Below are 15,962 nucleotides of genomic sequence, written 5' to 3'. Positions count from 1 at the left end.
TTACAGGACATATCTTCCCATTGGCATTTATCATTACACACACGGCCCGAATAGGTCTTAATGGAGCCAGTATTTGTATTACCACCATTAATATTGTCAGAGAAATTCGCATTTATATTTGTATCTACACTTGTCTCCAACTTGTTATTAACCGTTGTCTTTTGGACGAAACCACCACCGTTAGTACACAATGCACCACCATCAAATGACATTGTCCCAGCCTTACATTCCCCTTGGTTTTGGCAAATGCCAGCGATCCATCTTCCGTTAATACAAGTGATCTCTTGCGTTCCGCAATTACCACAGGCTTCCGTCTTCGTGTCTCCATTTGTACACTCGCCTGAGTTGCATTCTGCTGCTGTCTTGTCGCACGCACCCCATTCGCCGGGAACCCACTCGCCCGTAGCCGAGTTACAGGTTATCGGGCGCGTTTGCGTTCCGCAAGTATTGCAAGATTGGAAGGAAGCAGGTTGCACTCCCTTACATTCGCAAGAGTCGGCAATAGAGCAGGCGCTCCACGCGCTCCAAGTACCCGTAGTCGTATCGCAGGTTCTCGTTCGTGTGCCGCCGTTTTTGCATCCGCACGCTTGCGTAGAAGAACCTTCACAAGTTTTCGGTGTATTATCGGGGACTTCACCCGCCGAGCACTCCTCGCCGATCGTGTAGTCCGCCTTGGCGGTCAGTTCACTGCACAAAGGATAATTTTTATTTAACTTGGCGCATTGTTCCGCGCTATCACAGCACAAGCGTCCGTCCCGGTAAGACGGCATTTTTAATGTATAGCCGTATTTACCAGTGCTGGCCGCTTCTATGCCCGTGTTCTTTAATGTGTAATTAAAGTTCTTGGTCTTTAACGAGGCCAAATTGACCGTGGCCGCGTCCGTGGTATAGTCCTTATCCAGGGCACAGCGTCTTTCCTGTTCCGTTCTCACGGCTGCCATCATTTCTTCGGCTTCCGTCGTTTTGCGCGTCTCAATTACTTTGTTGAATTTCGGTAATACCACCGCGGACAAGACGCCTATCACGATGACCACTACCAAAAGTTCCGTAAGCGTAAACGCTTTCTTCTTTCGGTTATTTTTCATTTTGCCTCCCCTTAAAATAGGGGGCGTACGGATAGTATTGCGTACGCCCCGTGGCTTTCTGTCTTGTTAGAGGAGGGACAGAAAGAACGAGCAAAAACACCCTTTTTAGCGGTTTTTAACCACCACGCACGTCCCCCCTTACGAACTCTCTGCTCACCAAAATCTACCAAAAAAAAAAACGGAGTCAAGCCTCTGCACAAGCCTGACAACTTGGATACGAATTTACGGCTAATTGATAAACTTTTTGAAAATATTGCGCAGTTTTGGAATTGGCTTGACCCGTTTTTTTGGTAGAGGGAATAGGCTGGTGCCATTGCAAAGGTGTCATTTCCGAAAGTAGTAGTCGGGAATCTGTTTTTGCTGTTGTTGTTCCCTTACGAAACGACAGATCCTGGACTACGACTTTCCAGGATGACGACAACAACAATGCAAAAGCCAAACAACACAATCGGTAGATCCTGAAACAAGTTCAGGATGACCTGCTTGTTTAATAACAACACTTCCTGTCCAGAAACCTTACGGGGTGATGCCTAGCGGTATGGGCGGCAATGCACGATGACCTCTAATTTAATAACGATATATCCGGCCCCTTGTGGGCGCAGGCTTATCTAATAATATAGGCTGTTTTGCCGTCTATTTCGCGTGGGGCGGATTGGCGGGATTGCCCCTCGCAAAAATTTTCGCCTGCACGGTTTAGGCCAATACAGGCCAAATCCATAAAATTGTTGGCAGTCGTCAGTTGGTAGCGGGCGTGCGGACTGGGTGCGGTTTGCGTGAAAACGGATTCCCAACAGGGGATATCTTCGTTATTTTCCGGGCGGCAGACGGCCTCGCCCGTGAAATATTTTAAATTTGCCTTTTTAATTTGTTCCGTTAGCCGGGCCGCCTGTTCCGCACTCATAAAACGTCCGTTTGCAAAGTTTTTTTGCCGTCCCCATAAAAGCACCACTTCCGTAATGCGCGCATTTTCCACCGCGTTGTAATAATACGGAACAGCCACCGCGGATAAAATGCCGATAATAAGTACGGCGACCAACAGTTCAATTAGTGTAAAACCCTTCATCATAATTTTATAAAATGCGGACTTTGTAGCCTTCTTTTTCCAAAATTTGCGCCGCGCGCAGTTTTTTATCGCCTTGTATTTCCAGATGTCCTTCTTTTACCGTACCGCCGCAGCCTAATGCCTTTTTCATTTTTTTAAGTAACTCTTCCTTTCCCTGCGGGTGGAGCGGCAGACGCTCCACTACTGTTGTTCCACTGCCCTTGGTGTTTTTTACAAAGCGCACGCGTACCGGCTCGGTTTGCTTTTTGGGCGCGCCCAGTTGGTTGCAGATGCACGGAATATGTTTACAATGCGGGCAAAAATTAGGGTCGGTAGAGTAAAAAATTTCACTCATTTGGCTTCTCCCAAGGTATTTTTAATTAAGTCCTTAATTTCGTTTGAGTCGGTACGCAAACCAAGCGACCAAGCCGCTTCTTGCAGTACATTAGCCAGCAACTCCGGCAGACGGGCGTCTAAATCGGAAAGTGTAATTTCTCTATCCAGGCGCAAATAATCTTCCAGTACGGTGGCCTGCCGCTTGCCGAAAAGGGCGCGCAAAGCGCGCGTGTTGTTCATTTTAAAGCGGAAATACAACGGTCCGCCAAAGGCAAGCCGGGTTAAAAATTTGCGCGCGGTGAGCAGAAAGAGCGTTACATTTTGCGCCAATACTTCTATGCGTACGGTTTTGGCGGTGTGGCCGTTAAATATTTCCTCCCGGGATGCGATTTGTTTATTCATTATCAGGCCGTAATCGTTGAATTCTGTCATCTTATATACGCCGCGCGTGTTGGAAATTACCGCCACGCCGTCCTGCACCGGACGGAGCGGATAGTCCGGGTCTGCCATTGTGCCGTAGGGGGCGCGGGAAGAAGAAGATGCTATCATTTCGGGCAATTTTTTGTAATCGGTCAAAGGTTCGTCCGGATACAACGGCAAAAGAGATAAAGTGCAGACCGTTTCGCCGTTGGCGGAAACGTTCATTGTTTTTAAGTAATTTTCAAAATGGCTTTCGGCTTTATCATAAAGGATATGCCGCAACCGCTCGGATTTTTGGCGGTGGTCCAACAGCCACGGCAGTTTAGCCGGGTGCACAATTATTTCCGGCCGGCTGCTCTGCCCGGTGCGGATATACGCCCGTTTGGACGGGCCGACCAGGTGCGGGGTTAAGTTGCTTTGCGGAATATTGATGAGGACGAACATCCTGTCCCCGTTCGGGCTTACGCAAATGTTAATATCCACGAATACAATCGGGTCAATATATACTTGGATAACGTCCTCAATGGAGTTGCGCATTTTTTCGTGGTACGCAATCCCGGTAAAGGGCGGTTTGGGGCGGTCGTTGCGGTCGTCTTGCACCCCCAAAATGATAAGGCCGCCCAAGGCATTGGCGAACGAGGCAATCGTTTTGGCGAATTTTTCGCGGTTCTTGGGCATAATATATTTATAATCTAACTGTTTGCCTTCGGGCAGTCCCCGGCGGCAGAATTGTACTACATCTTGAAAAGTTACGGCGTGAAAAGGCTTATTAAAAAACATAGTTTCACCTCACAGTTTGGCCTTATCGGGCGTTAATTTATTATAATAAATTAACAGAGGATAATTTAAATGAACGCTCCTATGCACGCCTTGGCGGGTGTAATAACTGAAAAATTTATTTTGGCGGCTCCGCAAGAGGCCGCCCGTGCGCTGGCTTCTTTGGCGACGCACGAAGTCTTGCTGTTAATCGGCCCGCTTAAAGCGCAGGTGGTGGTAAGTTGCCTAAACCCGATGGACCCGCCGAAGGCGGCGGCTGTTTTGCGGCGGTTGCCGTTAAAACAAGCCTCCTATATTTTGGCGAGGCTAAATGTGGAGCAGGCGGCTAAATTGTGGAAGGAATTTTCCACCCCGTACCGCGAGCGCCTGTCCGCTGCGTTGGAACCCGCCTTTGTAAAACTGCTAACGGAAGCCAATTCCTTTTCTCCCGACAGCGCAGGCCGGCTGATGCGTACGGATTTTGTGGCAGTCCGTACGGAAAGCAAACTCTCCGCGCTGATTGAGCGGCTGAAAAGTTTGCCGCGCAAAAAATTGCCTGCGGTTTGCTACGTTACCGGGAAAGACGGCGAATTAAAAGGATTTATCCGCACCGCCGAGTTGGCTTTTTATACCGCCCAATCTGTTTGTGGCAGCGTGATGAGCCCGGCTGTTTTTTTGCACCCGCAAGATAGCGCAAAACAGGCCCGCGAATTGTTTTTACACGCCGAAACAGACTCCTTGCCCGTGGTGGACGATAAAGGCATTTTGTTGGGTGTTTTGCCCAAAGAAAGCCTGCCGTCCGCAAATGAAAAGGGTTCCCTCTGGGCCCGCCTCACCAAATAAATAACAGTCTTTGTTTTTTGTCATCTCTGCGGAATTTGGCTGTCCGCAGGGGGCAGGAATTTGTTTTTCTTAAAATCAGAGCCATTTTGAAAGAAATCTACTTTTCTATTTATAACAACAAACCCCAGACAGAAGTTCCCTGGGGGATCATCCTTATGTTATCCAACAAAAACCCGGGGCATAGGTTGTATGCTCCGGGTTTGGATTCAATAATATCTAACTTATTTGTTTTCTTCGTCAGAACCGGTTTTGAAAGAGTCCTGCAACAACTGACCGAGGGTCGGGCGCGGGGCCTGTTTCAAATACTGGGCGACCACTTTGCGGTTTTGCACTTGGTCGTATTTCTTGACGGAGAGGTTCACCGTAAAGGTTTCCGGATCCACACCGACTACGAGCGCCGTAATGGTGTCGCCTTCCTTGGCGGTAAAGTCGCGTCCCATTTCAAAGGGGCTGATAAACCCTTTGGTGTTATTTTTGCCAATGGTGCATTCTACACCGTTTTCGGCATCTACTTTGGTAATAACGGCTTTAACGGAACTCTTATACGGATAGCGGCGTTTCAACGCATCAGCCGGATTCAAGAAGAGTTGTTTCAAACCGAACTCCAATCTCGGGGTTTCTTTATCCAATTTTAAGAGTTTGGCTTTGAGGCGCTGTCCGCGGCGGAAATTGGAAATAGCCGTTTCGGGTTCTTTCCAGGCGATATTTTCCAAGTTCACCACGCCTTCAATGCCGTGGAAGCGTAAGAACAATTTGTCCTTATCTACTTTGGAAACCACTACGCGCAACACGTCGCCTTCTTTAATTTCGCCCAACACTTGTTCGCGGCGGACGGCTTCGTCCTCCTCCAACACTTGCTTGCGGGAAATGATAAGTTTCTGTTTTTCCTTGGCAAATTCTACGATTTGGGCTTTGATTTTGGCACCTACGGGCAAATAGTGTTTATAAGCCGTGTGAAGTTCAGACAAGGAAAGCGGCATAAAACCGTTCACGCCGAACACTTCCACAATGTAACCGCCCTTTACGCACTGTACAATCGTACCTTTTACGCGTTCTTTGGCTTCGTAGGCTTTTTTGCAGATGTCCCAACCCAAGTATTCCAAGGCTTTTTTATGGGACAAGATGGACGGACGTTCATCACTGCCGCGTTTTACGAGCACGGCGGAAATGGTATCGCCCACGGCGGGAAGGGTTTTGCCTTCAAATTCAGCAACGGCAATCGCGCCTTCTTTTTTAGCGCCGGTATCCACCAAAATATAATCTTGGTTAATCTGTACTACGGGTACTTCTACGATTTCTTTTTTGTACAACTTCTCCGATAAAGACTCTTGCTGCGCAATTAACTCGGCCATCGTCATTTCTTGTTCGTTAATTGTGTCTTCGGTATTTTTAATTTCTTCGTTCATCGTCATAAGTCCTTATTACAGTTCTTCCCTGCGGGAGAACTGCGTAACCTCCGTTAGATATTAATTGAATTTATTTCTTCCATTATTTGATTTGCAAATTGTTTATACTGCGCTTTATGGTCCAGGGCCGGGTCTTTTTTCAAGTGCATTACCGTCCCGAATTTCACACGGATTTTGCGCACCCACGGCCAGCCAAAGGTCCCTTCTACTTTTACCGGGAGCACCGGCGCACCTGTCGTATAGACCAAGTACCCGATACCGCTTTTCGGCTTTTGCGGCTTGCCCGTTTTACTGCGGGTTCCCTCGGGGAACATCACCACACTTTCGCCTTTTTCCAAAGCGTGCACCACCGATTGCAACGAACCAAACGCATCTATGGAGCGCGCCCGGTCCACAGGAATATATCCGCTCCGGCGGAAGAACCACCCCAACCCGGGAACGGAAAACAGTTCCTTTTTGGCAACAAAACGGGAATCGCGCACCAACCCGGCAAAACTGCCGATAGCCGGCGGATCCGCATTGGACAAATGGTTCCCTGCAATAATCAGGGCACCCGTTTTGGGTATATTTTCAAGTCCTTCTACTTTAAAATCGTAAAAGGTTTTAAAATAAATCCTTGCTATTAATTTTATCAAATTAAGAAGCATAGTGTTTGATTTTCTCCAAAACCGTATCTATTACCTGCTGCATTGTAAGGGAAGAAGTGTCAATTACCACAGCATCTTCCGCAGGTTTTAAGGGGCTGACGGCACGGTGGCTGTCCCGGTAATCGCGTTCCTGAATCATTTTTAGAATTTGGTTGTAATCAGCCTTTTGTCCGGCTTCCTTTAACTGCTTGACCCGGCGTTTGGCGCGCTCCTCGGCGGACGCATCTAAATAAAATTTAATTTCCGCATCCGGGAACACCACCGTTCCCACGTCCCGCCCTTCCATTACGATACCGCCGTCCTCGCCTACGTCTCGCATTTTGTCGGTCAGCACGCGGCGGGCTTCGCCGTTGGTGGAAACGCGGCTGGCAACTGCGCCGACTTCTTCTAAATGGAGTTTGTCGCCCAAATATTCGCCGTCCACAAACATTTTAAGTTTGGCATCCGGCTGGCGCATAAATGTAAAACGCAACTGGCGGGCGGCTTCCAACACCGCATCGTGGTCCTCGGGATTAATTTTTTTAGCAAACACCTTATAGGCCAGAGCACGGTACATTTCCCCCGTGCTTAAAAAGCCGTATCCCAAATGTGCGGCCACCGCACACCCCACCGAGGATTTACCCGTTCCGGCGGTACCGTCAATAGCAATTAAATATCCGTTTGTGCGCATACTATTCGTTCACCGCATCCAAACTGCCGCTTACACCGCGGATAGCCAACATAATAGCATCAGGGCTGGTGGCGGCGGACTGGGCCGTTTCCAGGTCAATAGCCCCCTCTTTGTACAAGTGGGCTAATGCTTGGTCAAAAGTATTCATCCCGTAAAATTCACCCTGTTGCATTGCTTTTTGCAAGTCGCTGGGTTTATTTTCCAAAATCAGTTTGCGGACCTGCGGGGTAGAAACTAATATTTCCAAAGCCGGGCGCATACCGGGTTTAACCGTCGGCAATAAGCGTTGGCAGACAATTCCGCGGATAAGTTCGGACAGTTGGAGTCTTACCTGGTCGTGCTGTTCCACCGGGAACGCATCCACCAAGCGCGAAAGCGTCTGTGTTACGTTTACCGTGTGCATAGTACCCAACACCAACTGGCCCGTTTCCGCCGCGCCGACAGCGGCGCGCATTACTTCGGGGTCGCGCAATTCGCCGATTAAAATCACGTCGGGGTCTTGGCGCATAGCCGCGCGCAAAGCCGCCGTATAAGACGGGGTATCCACCCCCAGTTCCAACTGGCTGACAATACAACGGTTGTCCGTGTGCATAAATTCAATAGGGTCTTCAATTGTCAAAATATGTCCGGCGCGGTTTTTATTGATATGGTCAATCATAGCGGCCAAAGTAGATGTCTTACCGGAGCCCGTCATACCCGTTACCAAGATGAGCCCGCGGCGCGTGTTGGACATTTTGCGCAAAATATCTCCCGGCAAACGGAGTTCTTCAAAGGTAGGGATTTTGAGCGGAATATGACGGATAGCCATACAAATTTTGCCCATTTGGCGGAATACGTTAAAGCGGAAACGTCCAAAAGATTTGGCATCCAACGAAAAGTCCACCGCGCTATATTGTTCAAAAATACGGCGTTCGCGTTCGCCCATACAGGCATAGGCCATTTTTTTGACTTCGTCGTTTGGCAAAAAACTGTCATCAATAGGCTTCATCAGCCCGTTCAAGCGCACATACGCGTTGGAATTACCGCGGATATGCAAACCGCTGGCTTTGTTGTCCACTACTGTTCTTAATAAACTTTGTAATCCTACCGCCATATAAGTCTCCTATACTACCGGTTTTTTTTGCGGCGCAAACACGCCGGGATAAGCATAGCATCCTCCGGCTCGGATATTTTGGGTTCATACGAAGTAAACATATCCTCGGCCGCAGGTTTTTTAACAGAAAAAGAAGCCGGCATACCGGCATTGGGAAGCGGCCGGCGCGCGCTGAAAACGCTGGCCTTTTCGGCGCTGAAACCCGTAGCGATAACCGTTACTTTAAACATCCCGTTTAAAGTGGAATCGTACGAGTGTCCGAACATAATAATAGAATCGTTACTGGCGTACTGGCGGATTAAATTCATCACTTCGCCCTGTTCCAAAAGGGTCAAGTTTTCCTCGGCGGAAAAATGGACAATAAACCCTTTTGCGCCGCGGATATCCGCATTTTCCAAAAGCGGCGAAGATATAGCCTGTTTGACGGCCAACAAATGCCGCCCCGGCCCGCTGCCTTCGCCAATGCCGATAAGGGATTTATGGGAGTGGCACATTACCTTGCGGATATCGTTAAAGTCAATGTTCACTTCGCCCGGTTTTGTAATCACTTCGGAAATACCCTTTACAGCCTGCAACAGCACTTCATCCACCATTTTAAACGCATCACGGGAGGAAGTTTCCGGGTCAATATTGGCAAAAAGTTTTTCGTTCGGGACAATAATCATAGAGTCCACATACTTCTGCATTTCTTTAATGCCTTCGTCGGCCTGCTTTTCGCGGACGTATCCCTCAAAATTAAACGGGCGCGTAACAACACCCACCACCAGCAAATCGTCGCCGTAAATTTCCTTGGCAAGTTTGGCTAAATACGGAGCCACACCCGTACCCGTACCGCCGCCCATACCGGCCGTGATAAACAACAAATCACATTGTCCGATAATCAGTTTTAATTTTTCCTTGGATTCCTCGGCTGCTTTTTTCCCCTTTTCCGGGTCGCCGCCGACACCTAATCCCTTGGTGATTTTTTCGCCCACCTGAACCAAATACGGAGCCTGGTTGCGGCGCAAATCCTGCGCATCGGTATTGACGGCAATAAAATCCACGTCTTTAATTCCGGCGTTCACCATATGGTTGATGGCGTTTCCGCCACCGCCGCCGACACCAATTACTTTAATTTTGGCCTTTTTGCTCTCAAACGAGCCGGCCGGCATAAATAAATCTTTCATAAGAAAACGTCCTTAATTACCAAAAATATCCAGCCCTTTGATAAATTTACCAAATTTGCCAAACAGCGAGCCGCCGTTGTCGTACGAACCGGCACCGTAATCGTCATAACCCGGGTTACCCGCCGCGTAAATAACAAGAGCCATAGCGGTACTGTAAAGCGGGTCAAAAAACTGTTCGTCGCTCGTAATCAAATCGCGCTGCACTACACCGCGGCGCACCTCTTTTAAGCCCAAAATGCTTAAACAATGCTCCGTAATACCCGGCATCACGGAACCGCCGCCCGTTACCACGCCCACCACGGGGAAGTTTTTATAGCCGGACGTATCCACCACATGGCCGACTTGCTCAATCAATTCTTCCACGCGCGGTTGGATAATATCAAGCACATAACTCTTTTTGATATTATGCGTACTGCGCCCGTCTAAGGACGGAACGGCAATTTCGCCCTCTTCGTCCAAAAACGTCGGGAACGCCACGCCGTATTTTTCCTTAATTTCGCGGGCATTTTGGCGGCTGGTGTGCAAAAGGCGGGATAAATCGCTTGTAATCAAATCGCACCCGTAGGGGATATCGCGGGAGAATTTTAAAATGCCGTCAATGTAGATACCCACAGACATTGTTTCCCCGCCGAAATCCAATAGCAACGCACCGATTTCCTTTTCCTCTTGCGTAAGCACCGCATCCGCCAACGGCACTAATCCGTAAACCGTATCGTCAATACTATAACCCGGACGCTGAATAGCCTTAGCCAAGTTGTTAATGTGGGTAGAGGAACCCGTAGTAATGTGCACATCAACTTCCAATAGGGAACCTTCCATCCCTTCCGGATTCGTAATGCCTTTTTGTTTATCAATGGCATAGCCCTGGGTAATGACGTTGATAATTTCGTTATCGTTTTTAATGGGCATTGCCTTGGCATTTTCAATCGCCAGTTCCATATCGGCCTGGGTAATTTCTTTATCCATACGGGAAATATTATACGTCCCGTGATTGGAAAAAGATTCCAAATGCGCCCCGCGCACGCCGACGTACAAACTGCCAATTTTTTGGTTGCACTCGCGTTCAATGCTGCTTAAAATATGGGTAACGGCGGCGGAAGTTTCGCGGATATCCGACACCATCCCCCCTTTAATGCCCCGGCACGGAACACTGCGCCCGGCGAGGACCTTTAAGGTATTTGTTTCAAAATCATGTGCGGCGGCGATACAAGTCAACTTTCCACTGCCGACGTCCAGCCCTGTAATAAGATTTGTTTTAGCCATAAAATCCACCTAAAAAAATTTATCTTACTTCTATTATAAAACTTAATGAAACTTCTGTCTTAAAAAAACTTTTCCGTATTCAAAAAATTCAAAATCTAATTGGAGCGGATGCACATATCTGTCGCGCGAAAAGGACATAATCTGCGCCGCACGGGCGGCTTTCTTTTTAAGATTCTTCGCCTCGCCGAAATCAATTAAAGAACCGTCCGGCATATACATTTTAACGGTATTTTCCTTTAAATTCATCCGCAAAAAAGCATAGTCCAATTCTTTTTTTAATTTCAAAGTGCTTTCCACCAAATCAATAAATTCCGGGCTTAACTTATCCGGAACGGCCCCCTCCAATTCCACAAACGGCACCGGGTTTAATACATTGGGTGCAGGGTCCGAATAAACGGTACTGTCGCCGTCAATATATTTGACCGATTCGTCCGGCAGTACAAATTTAGCCACCGGCACACGGTGCTTGGCCGACACGGTCAGTTTTCCGCTTAAAATACCGCGGCTGACAGACACGTCCTTTAACATCGGGTATTTGCGCACGATATCCGCACGCAGGGCGGCGGAATCCTTTAACGAAAAAGCCTTCCCCCGGTACTTGTCCGACAGGCCTGCTAAGCCCTTATTTAACTGCCCGGAAACACCCTCTACGGCAATTTCCTTAGCGTGCCAGTTGGTCCACTGCGCGTGGATTAAAAGTTGATAGGTTTTAGAAACGGCAAACCAGGCCCCTGCGACGAGGCCAAGAACGATAAGCCACAAAAAAAGTTTAAAAAAAAAGGATGACCCTCTCTTTTGCCGAGGGCTGCGTTTTCTGCTTCTTAAAGACGCCGCTTTCGGCCGGTAGTCATTCTTTCTCATAGTAGGTGGAACCAAAAATAAAATGGGCGGAAAGGGAGTTGAACCCTTAAGGACTTTCGTCCATACGGTCCTGAGCCGTACGCGTCTGCCAATTCCGCCACCCGCCCAATTAAGTATATTTTAGAATATTACAGCGAAAAAATCCAGCATTTTATTTTGTATTGCCGCCGCCGGAATTAAAAGCGGATATTATTCTTAAAATGCTGTTCCATTTCGCGGTTTAAATCACGCTTTTTTAAACTTTCGCGCTTGTCAAATAAGTGCTTGCCTTTGGCCACGGCCAATTTGATTTTAGCCCAGCCGTTTTTAAAATACACTTCTACCGGCACCAAGGAATACCCCTTAATTTCGGCCTTGGCAGCCAATTTACGCAGTTCTTTTTTATTTAGCAACAGTTGCCGCGGGCGTGTGGGGTCCAACTCCACCAGGGAGTTAAACTTATACGGCTTCACATGCATATTATACACACGCGCCGTACCGTTTTCCACCCGCACAAAACTGCCCTCCAAACTCAGTTCCTTTTGGCGGACAGATTTTACTTCCGCCCCCAAAAGTGCAAGTCCGGCTTCGTAAGTGTCTTCTATAAAATAATCGTGGTACGCTTTGCGGTTGGAGCAAACGACCAACACAGATTCCTTCTTAGGCATAGATATATCATAGCAAATCCGCACCCCGCAGAAAACCGCCCCCGCCAAAAGTGCTATGATATATGTATGATTATAGATAACGAAAAATTGCAACGCACCTTGGAAAGAGCCAAGTCCCATACGGACGCCGAGGTAGCAGATATTTTGAATAAGGCCCGCCTGTTAAAAGGCATTTCGCTTGAAGAAGCCGCCGTACTGTTAAACATTACGGACAAAAAACTGTTAAATGATTTATTCGCCGCGGCCAAATATGTCAAAGAGGCCATTTACGGCAACCGCATTGTTCTTTTTGCACCGCTGTATATTTCCAACATTTGCACCAACGAGTGCATTTATTGTGCGTTCCGCCGCTCCAATACGCATTTAAAGCGCCACGCCAGCACGCAGGACGAAATCCGCCAGGAAGTTACCGCGCTGTTGCAGCAAGGGCACAAACGTATTTTAATGGTAGCCGGGGAAGCCTATCCCGGTGGTGGTCTGCAATATGTGTACGACAGCATTAAAACCATTTACGACACCCGCTGGAACGGACAAAATATCCGCCGCGTAAACGTAAATATCGCGCCGCTAACGGAACCCGAATTTGAAGAACTGAAAAAGTGCAACATCGGCACTTACCAGTTGTTCCAGGAAACATATCATAAGGAAACTTATGAAAAACTCCACCTGGCGGGAGCCAAAAAGAACTATCAGTTCCGATTGGACGCTATGGACCGCGCGTTACAGGCAGGCATTAACGACGTGGGCATCGGGCCGCTCCTCGGCCTTTATGACCATAAATACGAAATCTTAGCCACCTTGGAACACTCTTGGTATCTGGATAAAACCTACGGCGTGGGTCCGCACACCATTTCTATTCCGCGCATTGAACCCGCCGAAGGCTCTGATTTCAGCCAACACCCGAACGACGTATTAACCGATGACGAATTTAAAAAATGCGTAGCCGTTCTGCGCCTGGCCGTGCCTTACACGGGTATTATTTTGAGCACCCGCGAATCTCCTGAAATGCGCAATGCCTGCCTGGAACTGGGCGTATCGCAGATTTCTGCGGCCTCGTGTGTGAACCCCGGCGGATACTCGTATGACAAGCAAAACGGTAGCCAATTCACCCTGACGGACAGCCGTTCCTTGGCCGAAGTGATTGATGCCGTGGTAGATGCCAAACATATGCCGTCTTTCTGCACCGGCTGTTACCGCTTGGGCCGCGTGGGAAAGGACTTTATGGATATGGCTAAACCCGGGCTGATTAAAACCCACTGTCTGCCCAATGCTATGTTCACATTTGCCGAATACTTGGAAGATTTTGCCCCCGCCCCGTTAAAGGCCAAAGGGTACGCGCTGATTGACAGCACCACCCGGGAAGCCTTTAAAGAGGGAACTTCCGTACGCAAAATGATTGACGAGAATTTAGCCAAAATTAAAGCAGGCAAGCGGGACTTATATTTTTAGTTCTGCTTTACTAATGGTTTATTTTCCCCGCCCTGATGTTTTAGGGCGGGAATTTTTACAAACAAATCTCTGGGTATAAGTCTTTCCAAGCGGGGTTAAACTTATCAATTAATCGCTTTTTCCACGCTCTTTTCCAAAATTTAAGCACCTTTTCCCGCGCTATTGCCTGAACGATATCCGTATAGCACTCATAATATACCAATTTATTTAAGTGATACCGTTCGGTAAAACCGGGTATTATTTTCGTTCGGTGTTCATATACACGCCGGACTAAATTATTCGTAACCCCAATATATAAAACCTGATTGGTAGCATTAGTCAAAATATACACAAAAGACATAAAAAAATTATAACAATAACCCTCCTTTTAACACAAAGATTTATTATTGGCCCTGCGCCAAAGGACTCGGTTATTATAAAATAAAGGACATTTGGAATCCTTGCCAATGCGGAGCGTTCCTGTATCTTGCCGTTTATAAAATTAAGGGTCATTCTGGAAGGTTTCTGTCCAGAATCTGTCGCTTTCCTTATTTTAATAACAACAGATCCTGGACTACAACTTTCCAGGATGACAACAAAACAACAAAAACACCCACGGACAATGTGGGCCGCGAGCCTATCGGATGACGGTAAAACAGAACCAATAAGCCCATATCAAAACTCTATGAGTGTGCACCAAGAACAAATAACCAAAGTATAAACTACTTACTTTGGAATTATTATCGCAAGAAATCCTGCCGTTTATAAAGTGAGGGTCATTCTGGAAGGCTTCTGTCCAGAATCTGTCGTTTTCCTTATTTTAATAACAGCAGATCCTGGACTACAACTTTCCAGGATGACGACGAAACAACCAAAACACCCACGGACAATGTAGGCCGCCACCCCTACCGAAATAACGACAAAACAACAAAATACCCAGCAAAAAGCCCCGCCACGAGGGCGGGGCTTACAACAAAACTATCAGTAGTCAGTTAAGTTAGAACTTAATCAGCATACCCAACTGGCCAACGGTATTGTCTTTTGTATCTTGATTCTTTCTGCCAAAGGTATCGCTTTCGGCATTGCTGTATTTAGCATAACCGATACCGGCAAAGAGTTGGACATAGTCGTTGTGGTTGTATTTGGCCACCAAGTCGGCTTCCCAAGTGGAGGAGTCTTTGGCGGTGCGGTCTTGGAAGGAGAAACCGTCCAAGGAGAACACAAACTTGTTCCACACATAGTCCATACCCACATTGAACATTCTCACACCATCAGCAGAGTATTCAGCAAAGGAATCACCGTGACCCGCTAATGCGTGGCCGATAGCCAAACCGGGGTAGTAGTTACCAAACGGAGAAACTACACCTTTGGCATAGTAGAAGGCCGCTCTGGGAGTGATTACGTCCATATTCAGGGCCGCATCCACTTTCACCATATACGGAGAGTTATGGCCTTCTCTAAACAGTCTGTTGGCTTCGTAACCGCGGGCATATTCCGCGCTTAACGTAGCGGCTTCGGGCGCAAAGGTGGCTTTGGCACCATAGAAACCTTCGTGTCTCTTTTCGGTGGCAGCATCATATTTGCTGTTCATAAAATCATAACCGTAAACTTGGGCGGTCAAGGTATCGGTGAGGTTCAGTTTCAAATCCAAGCCGTACACGGTGACGTCATCGGTCTGTACACCAGCATTATCGTAGGTAACCAATTTACCGGCGAGCATCGTGAAGGTTTTAAAATCGTCGCTATAAACCAGTTTAGCGCCGTCCAAAGACGGGGCTTTGTTCATACCGAACACATAGTGGTTGGGGCCGAAATACATAACGGCGCTGTCTTCGTCGCCATAGAATTGGCGGCCGACCGTGGCTTCCAAGCAGCAGAACAGGTTGGAAAGCACCACATTGGCTTCGGCCAAGCGGACTTCGTCCCAATAGTTCTGTACGGTGTTGCCTTCGGTACCGCTCAACCAAGCGTCGTTATATTGAAACAGCACATTGGCTCTTACGTCTTCCACTAAATCAGCGGACAAACCAGCCAACACGCGGAAATTCGTGCCGGATTTATACATATTGCCTTTATCGTGGCGGGCATCAGAGGCAATCGTCTGGATTTCACCTTTGAGGTCCACGTTTTTGAGCACTTCTGCACTTGCCGTAACAGGCCACGCCATAGTCATAGCCAAAAGCAAGCCTAGTAGTTTCTTCATTAGATACTCCTCCTGTATAATTTTTACTACCCTACCTTTTTATTAAACTCTTTTCTTTACGCTTTGGCAACTCCTTTTTTATTTTCCGCTTGACTT

At 47.8% G+C, this 15,962-nt stretch carries 16 protein-coding genes and 1 tRNA gene; 2 read left to right on the top strand and 15 right to left on the bottom strand.

Annotated elements, in window-relative coordinates; all coding sequences use genetic code 11:
* The 4 genes from ACQY2K_RS06675 to ACQY2K_RS06660 form a co-directional block, all read right to left on the bottom strand.
* The coding region (locus ACQY2K_RS06675; RefSeq protein ID WP_428041201.1) for a prepilin-type N-terminal cleavage/methylation domain-containing protein at nucleotides 1–1,085 on the bottom strand (1,085 nt) is incomplete at its 3' end.
* A 604-nt stretch (nucleotides 1,086–1,689) separates the two neighbouring features.
* A complete protein-coding gene (locus tag ACQY2K_RS06670; RefSeq protein ID WP_428041200.1) occupies nucleotides 1,690–2,151 on the bottom strand; it encodes a type IV pilin protein in 462 nt (153 codons plus the stop codon).
* Nucleotides 2,152–2,155: 4 nt separating this feature from the next.
* On the bottom strand, nucleotides 2,156–2,482 hold the full coding sequence (locus ACQY2K_RS06665; protein ID WP_428041199.1) for a stress response translation initiation inhibitor YciH: 327 nt from the start codon (nucleotides 2,480–2,482) through the stop codon (nucleotides 2,156–2,158).
* Nucleotides 2,479–3,663, bottom strand: a complete 1,185-nt coding sequence (locus ACQY2K_RS06660) for an AlbA family DNA-binding domain-containing protein (RefSeq protein ID WP_428041198.1) — start codon at nucleotides 3,661–3,663, stop codon at nucleotides 2,479–2,481. The genes ACQY2K_RS06665 and ACQY2K_RS06660 overlap by 4 nt, the downstream gene beginning before the upstream one ends.
* A gap of 69 nt (nucleotides 3,664–3,732) precedes the next feature.
* On the opposite strand from ACQY2K_RS06660, the gene ACQY2K_RS06655 reads away from it, so the two are divergent.
* Entirely contained in the window at nucleotides 3,733–4,482 is a 750-nt protein-coding gene (locus ACQY2K_RS06655) for a CBS domain-containing protein (RefSeq protein ID WP_177747968.1), read from the top strand.
* A 221-nt stretch (nucleotides 4,483–4,703) separates the two neighbouring features.
* On the opposite strand, the gene ACQY2K_RS06650 is transcribed toward ACQY2K_RS06655, so the two are convergent.
* The 9 genes from ACQY2K_RS06650 to smpB form a co-directional block, all read right to left on the bottom strand.
* On the bottom strand, nucleotides 4,704–5,894 hold the full coding sequence (locus ACQY2K_RS06650; RefSeq protein ID WP_177747970.1) for a S1 RNA-binding domain-containing protein: 1,191 nt from the start codon (nucleotides 5,892–5,894) through the stop codon (nucleotides 4,704–4,706).
* A 47-nt stretch (nucleotides 5,895–5,941) separates the two neighbouring features.
* Nucleotides 5,942–6,535: a lysophospholipid acyltransferase family protein gene (locus ACQY2K_RS06645; protein WP_428037551.1), complete on the bottom strand. Its 594-nt coding sequence runs from the start codon at nucleotides 6,533–6,535 to the stop codon at nucleotides 5,942–5,944.
* Entirely contained in the window at nucleotides 6,525–7,205 is a 681-nt protein-coding gene (gene cmk, locus ACQY2K_RS06640; RefSeq protein WP_428041197.1) for a (d)CMP kinase, read from the bottom strand. Before cmk ends, ACQY2K_RS06645 begins: the two co-directional genes overlap by 11 nt.
* 1 nt (nucleotide 7,206) lies before the next feature.
* Complete coding sequence (locus ACQY2K_RS06635) at nucleotides 7,207–8,298, bottom strand: PilT/PilU family type 4a pilus ATPase (RefSeq protein ID WP_177747979.1); 1,092 nt, start codon at nucleotides 8,296–8,298, stop codon at nucleotides 7,207–7,209.
* A 14-nt stretch (nucleotides 8,299–8,312) separates the two neighbouring features.
* Nucleotides 8,313–9,464, bottom strand: coding sequence for a cell division protein FtsZ (ftsZ, locus tag ACQY2K_RS06630; protein ID WP_428037730.1), 1,152 nt, complete (start codon nucleotides 9,462–9,464; stop codon nucleotides 8,313–8,315).
* 12 nt (nucleotides 9,465–9,476) lie between these two features.
* Nucleotides 9,477–10,727 (bottom strand): cell division protein FtsA, encoded by a 1,251-nt coding sequence (gene ftsA / locus ACQY2K_RS06625; RefSeq protein WP_177747985.1) that lies wholly within the window; start codon nucleotides 10,725–10,727, stop codon nucleotides 9,477–9,479.
* A 42-nt stretch (nucleotides 10,728–10,769) separates the two neighbouring features.
* Nucleotides 10,770–11,489 carry a cell division protein FtsQ/DivIB gene (locus ACQY2K_RS06620; RefSeq protein ID WP_428037729.1) on the bottom strand — a complete coding sequence of 240 codons (720 nt, stop codon included), beginning with the start codon at nucleotides 11,487–11,489 and terminating at the stop codon, nucleotides 10,770–10,772.
* Between the two features lie 122 nt (nucleotides 11,490–11,611).
* Nucleotides 11,612–11,695 (bottom strand) — tRNA-Leu (locus ACQY2K_RS06615).
* 69 nt (nucleotides 11,696–11,764) lie between these two features.
* On the bottom strand, nucleotides 11,765–12,235 hold the full coding sequence (gene smpB, locus ACQY2K_RS06610) for an SsrA-binding protein SmpB (protein ID WP_177747992.1): 471 nt from the start codon (nucleotides 12,233–12,235) through the stop codon (nucleotides 11,765–11,767).
* A gap of 66 nt (nucleotides 12,236–12,301) precedes the next feature.
* On the opposite strand from smpB, the gene hydG reads away from it, so the two are divergent.
* Nucleotides 12,302–13,684, top strand: coding sequence for a [FeFe] hydrogenase H-cluster radical SAM maturase HydG (gene hydG / locus ACQY2K_RS06605; protein WP_428041196.1), 1,383 nt, complete (start codon nucleotides 12,302–12,304; stop codon nucleotides 13,682–13,684).
* Nucleotides 13,685–13,739: 55 nt separating this feature from the next.
* Here the strand turns inward: hydG and ACQY2K_RS06600 are convergent, their stop codons facing one another.
* Nucleotides 13,740–14,024 carry a GIY-YIG nuclease family protein gene (locus ACQY2K_RS06600; RefSeq protein WP_428038177.1) on the bottom strand — a complete coding sequence of 95 codons (285 nt, stop codon included), beginning with the start codon at nucleotides 14,022–14,024 and terminating at the stop codon, nucleotides 13,740–13,742.
* A gap of 636 nt (nucleotides 14,025–14,660) precedes the next feature.
* Nucleotides 14,661–15,866 (bottom strand): hypothetical protein, encoded by a 1,206-nt coding sequence (locus ACQY2K_RS06595; protein ID WP_428041195.1) that lies wholly within the window; start codon nucleotides 15,864–15,866, stop codon nucleotides 14,661–14,663.
* Nucleotides 15,867–15,962 lie beyond the last annotated feature (96 nt).

It is taken from the genome of Candidatus Avelusimicrobium fimicolum (genome assembly GCF_021632165.1).
GTDB lineage: Bacteria > Elusimicrobiota > Elusimicrobia > Elusimicrobiales > Elusimicrobiaceae > Avelusimicrobium > Avelusimicrobium fimicola.
The sequence above is the reverse complement of the archived record's forward strand: the minus strand, read 5'-3'. Positions and strand labels throughout refer to the sequence as shown.

Coding starts and splice junctions, on each gene's coding strand:
- ACQY2K_RS06670 (WP_428041200.1), bottom strand. CDS start 2,151: ATGATGAAGGGTTTTACACTAATTGAACTGTTGGTCGCCGTACTTATT.
- ACQY2K_RS06665 (WP_428041199.1), bottom strand. CDS start 2,482: ATGAGTGAAATTTTTTACTCTACCGACCCTAATTTTTGCCCGCATTGT.
- ACQY2K_RS06660 (WP_428041198.1), bottom strand. CDS start 3,663: ATGTTTTTTAATAAGCCTTTTCACGCCGTAACTTTTCAAGATGTAGTA.
- ACQY2K_RS06655 (WP_177747968.1), top strand. CDS start 3,733: ATGAACGCTCCTATGCACGCCTTGGCGGGTGTAATAACTGAAAAATTT.
- ACQY2K_RS06650 (WP_177747970.1), bottom strand. CDS start 5,894: ATGACGATGAACGAAGAAATTAAAAATACCGAAGACACAATTAACGAA.
- ACQY2K_RS06645 (WP_428037551.1), bottom strand. CDS start 6,535: ATGCTTCTTAATTTGATAAAATTAATAGCAAGGATTTATTTTAAAACC.
- cmk (WP_428041197.1), bottom strand. CDS start 7,205: ATGCGCACAAACGGATATTTAATTGCTATTGACGGTACCGCCGGAACG.
- ACQY2K_RS06635 (WP_177747979.1), bottom strand. CDS start 8,298: ATGGCGGTAGGATTACAAAGTTTATTAAGAACAGTAGTGGACAACAAA.
- ftsZ (WP_428037730.1), bottom strand. CDS start 9,464: ATGAAAGATTTATTTATGCCGGCCGGCTCGTTTGAGAGCAAAAAGGCC.
- ftsA (WP_177747985.1), bottom strand. CDS start 10,727: ATGGCTAAAACAAATCTTATTACAGGGCTGGACGTCGGCAGTGGAAAG.
- smpB (WP_177747992.1), bottom strand. CDS start 12,235: ATGCCTAAGAAGGAATCTGTGTTGGTCGTTTGCTCCAACCGCAAAGCG.
- hydG (WP_428041196.1), top strand. CDS start 12,302: ATGATTATAGATAACGAAAAATTGCAACGCACCTTGGAAAGAGCCAAG.
- ACQY2K_RS06600 (WP_428038177.1), bottom strand. CDS start 14,024: ATGTCTTTTGTGTATATTTTGACTAATGCTACCAATCAGGTTTTATAT.
- ACQY2K_RS06595 (WP_428041195.1), bottom strand. CDS start 15,866: ATGAAGAAACTACTAGGCTTGCTTTTGGCTATGACTATGGCGTGGCCT.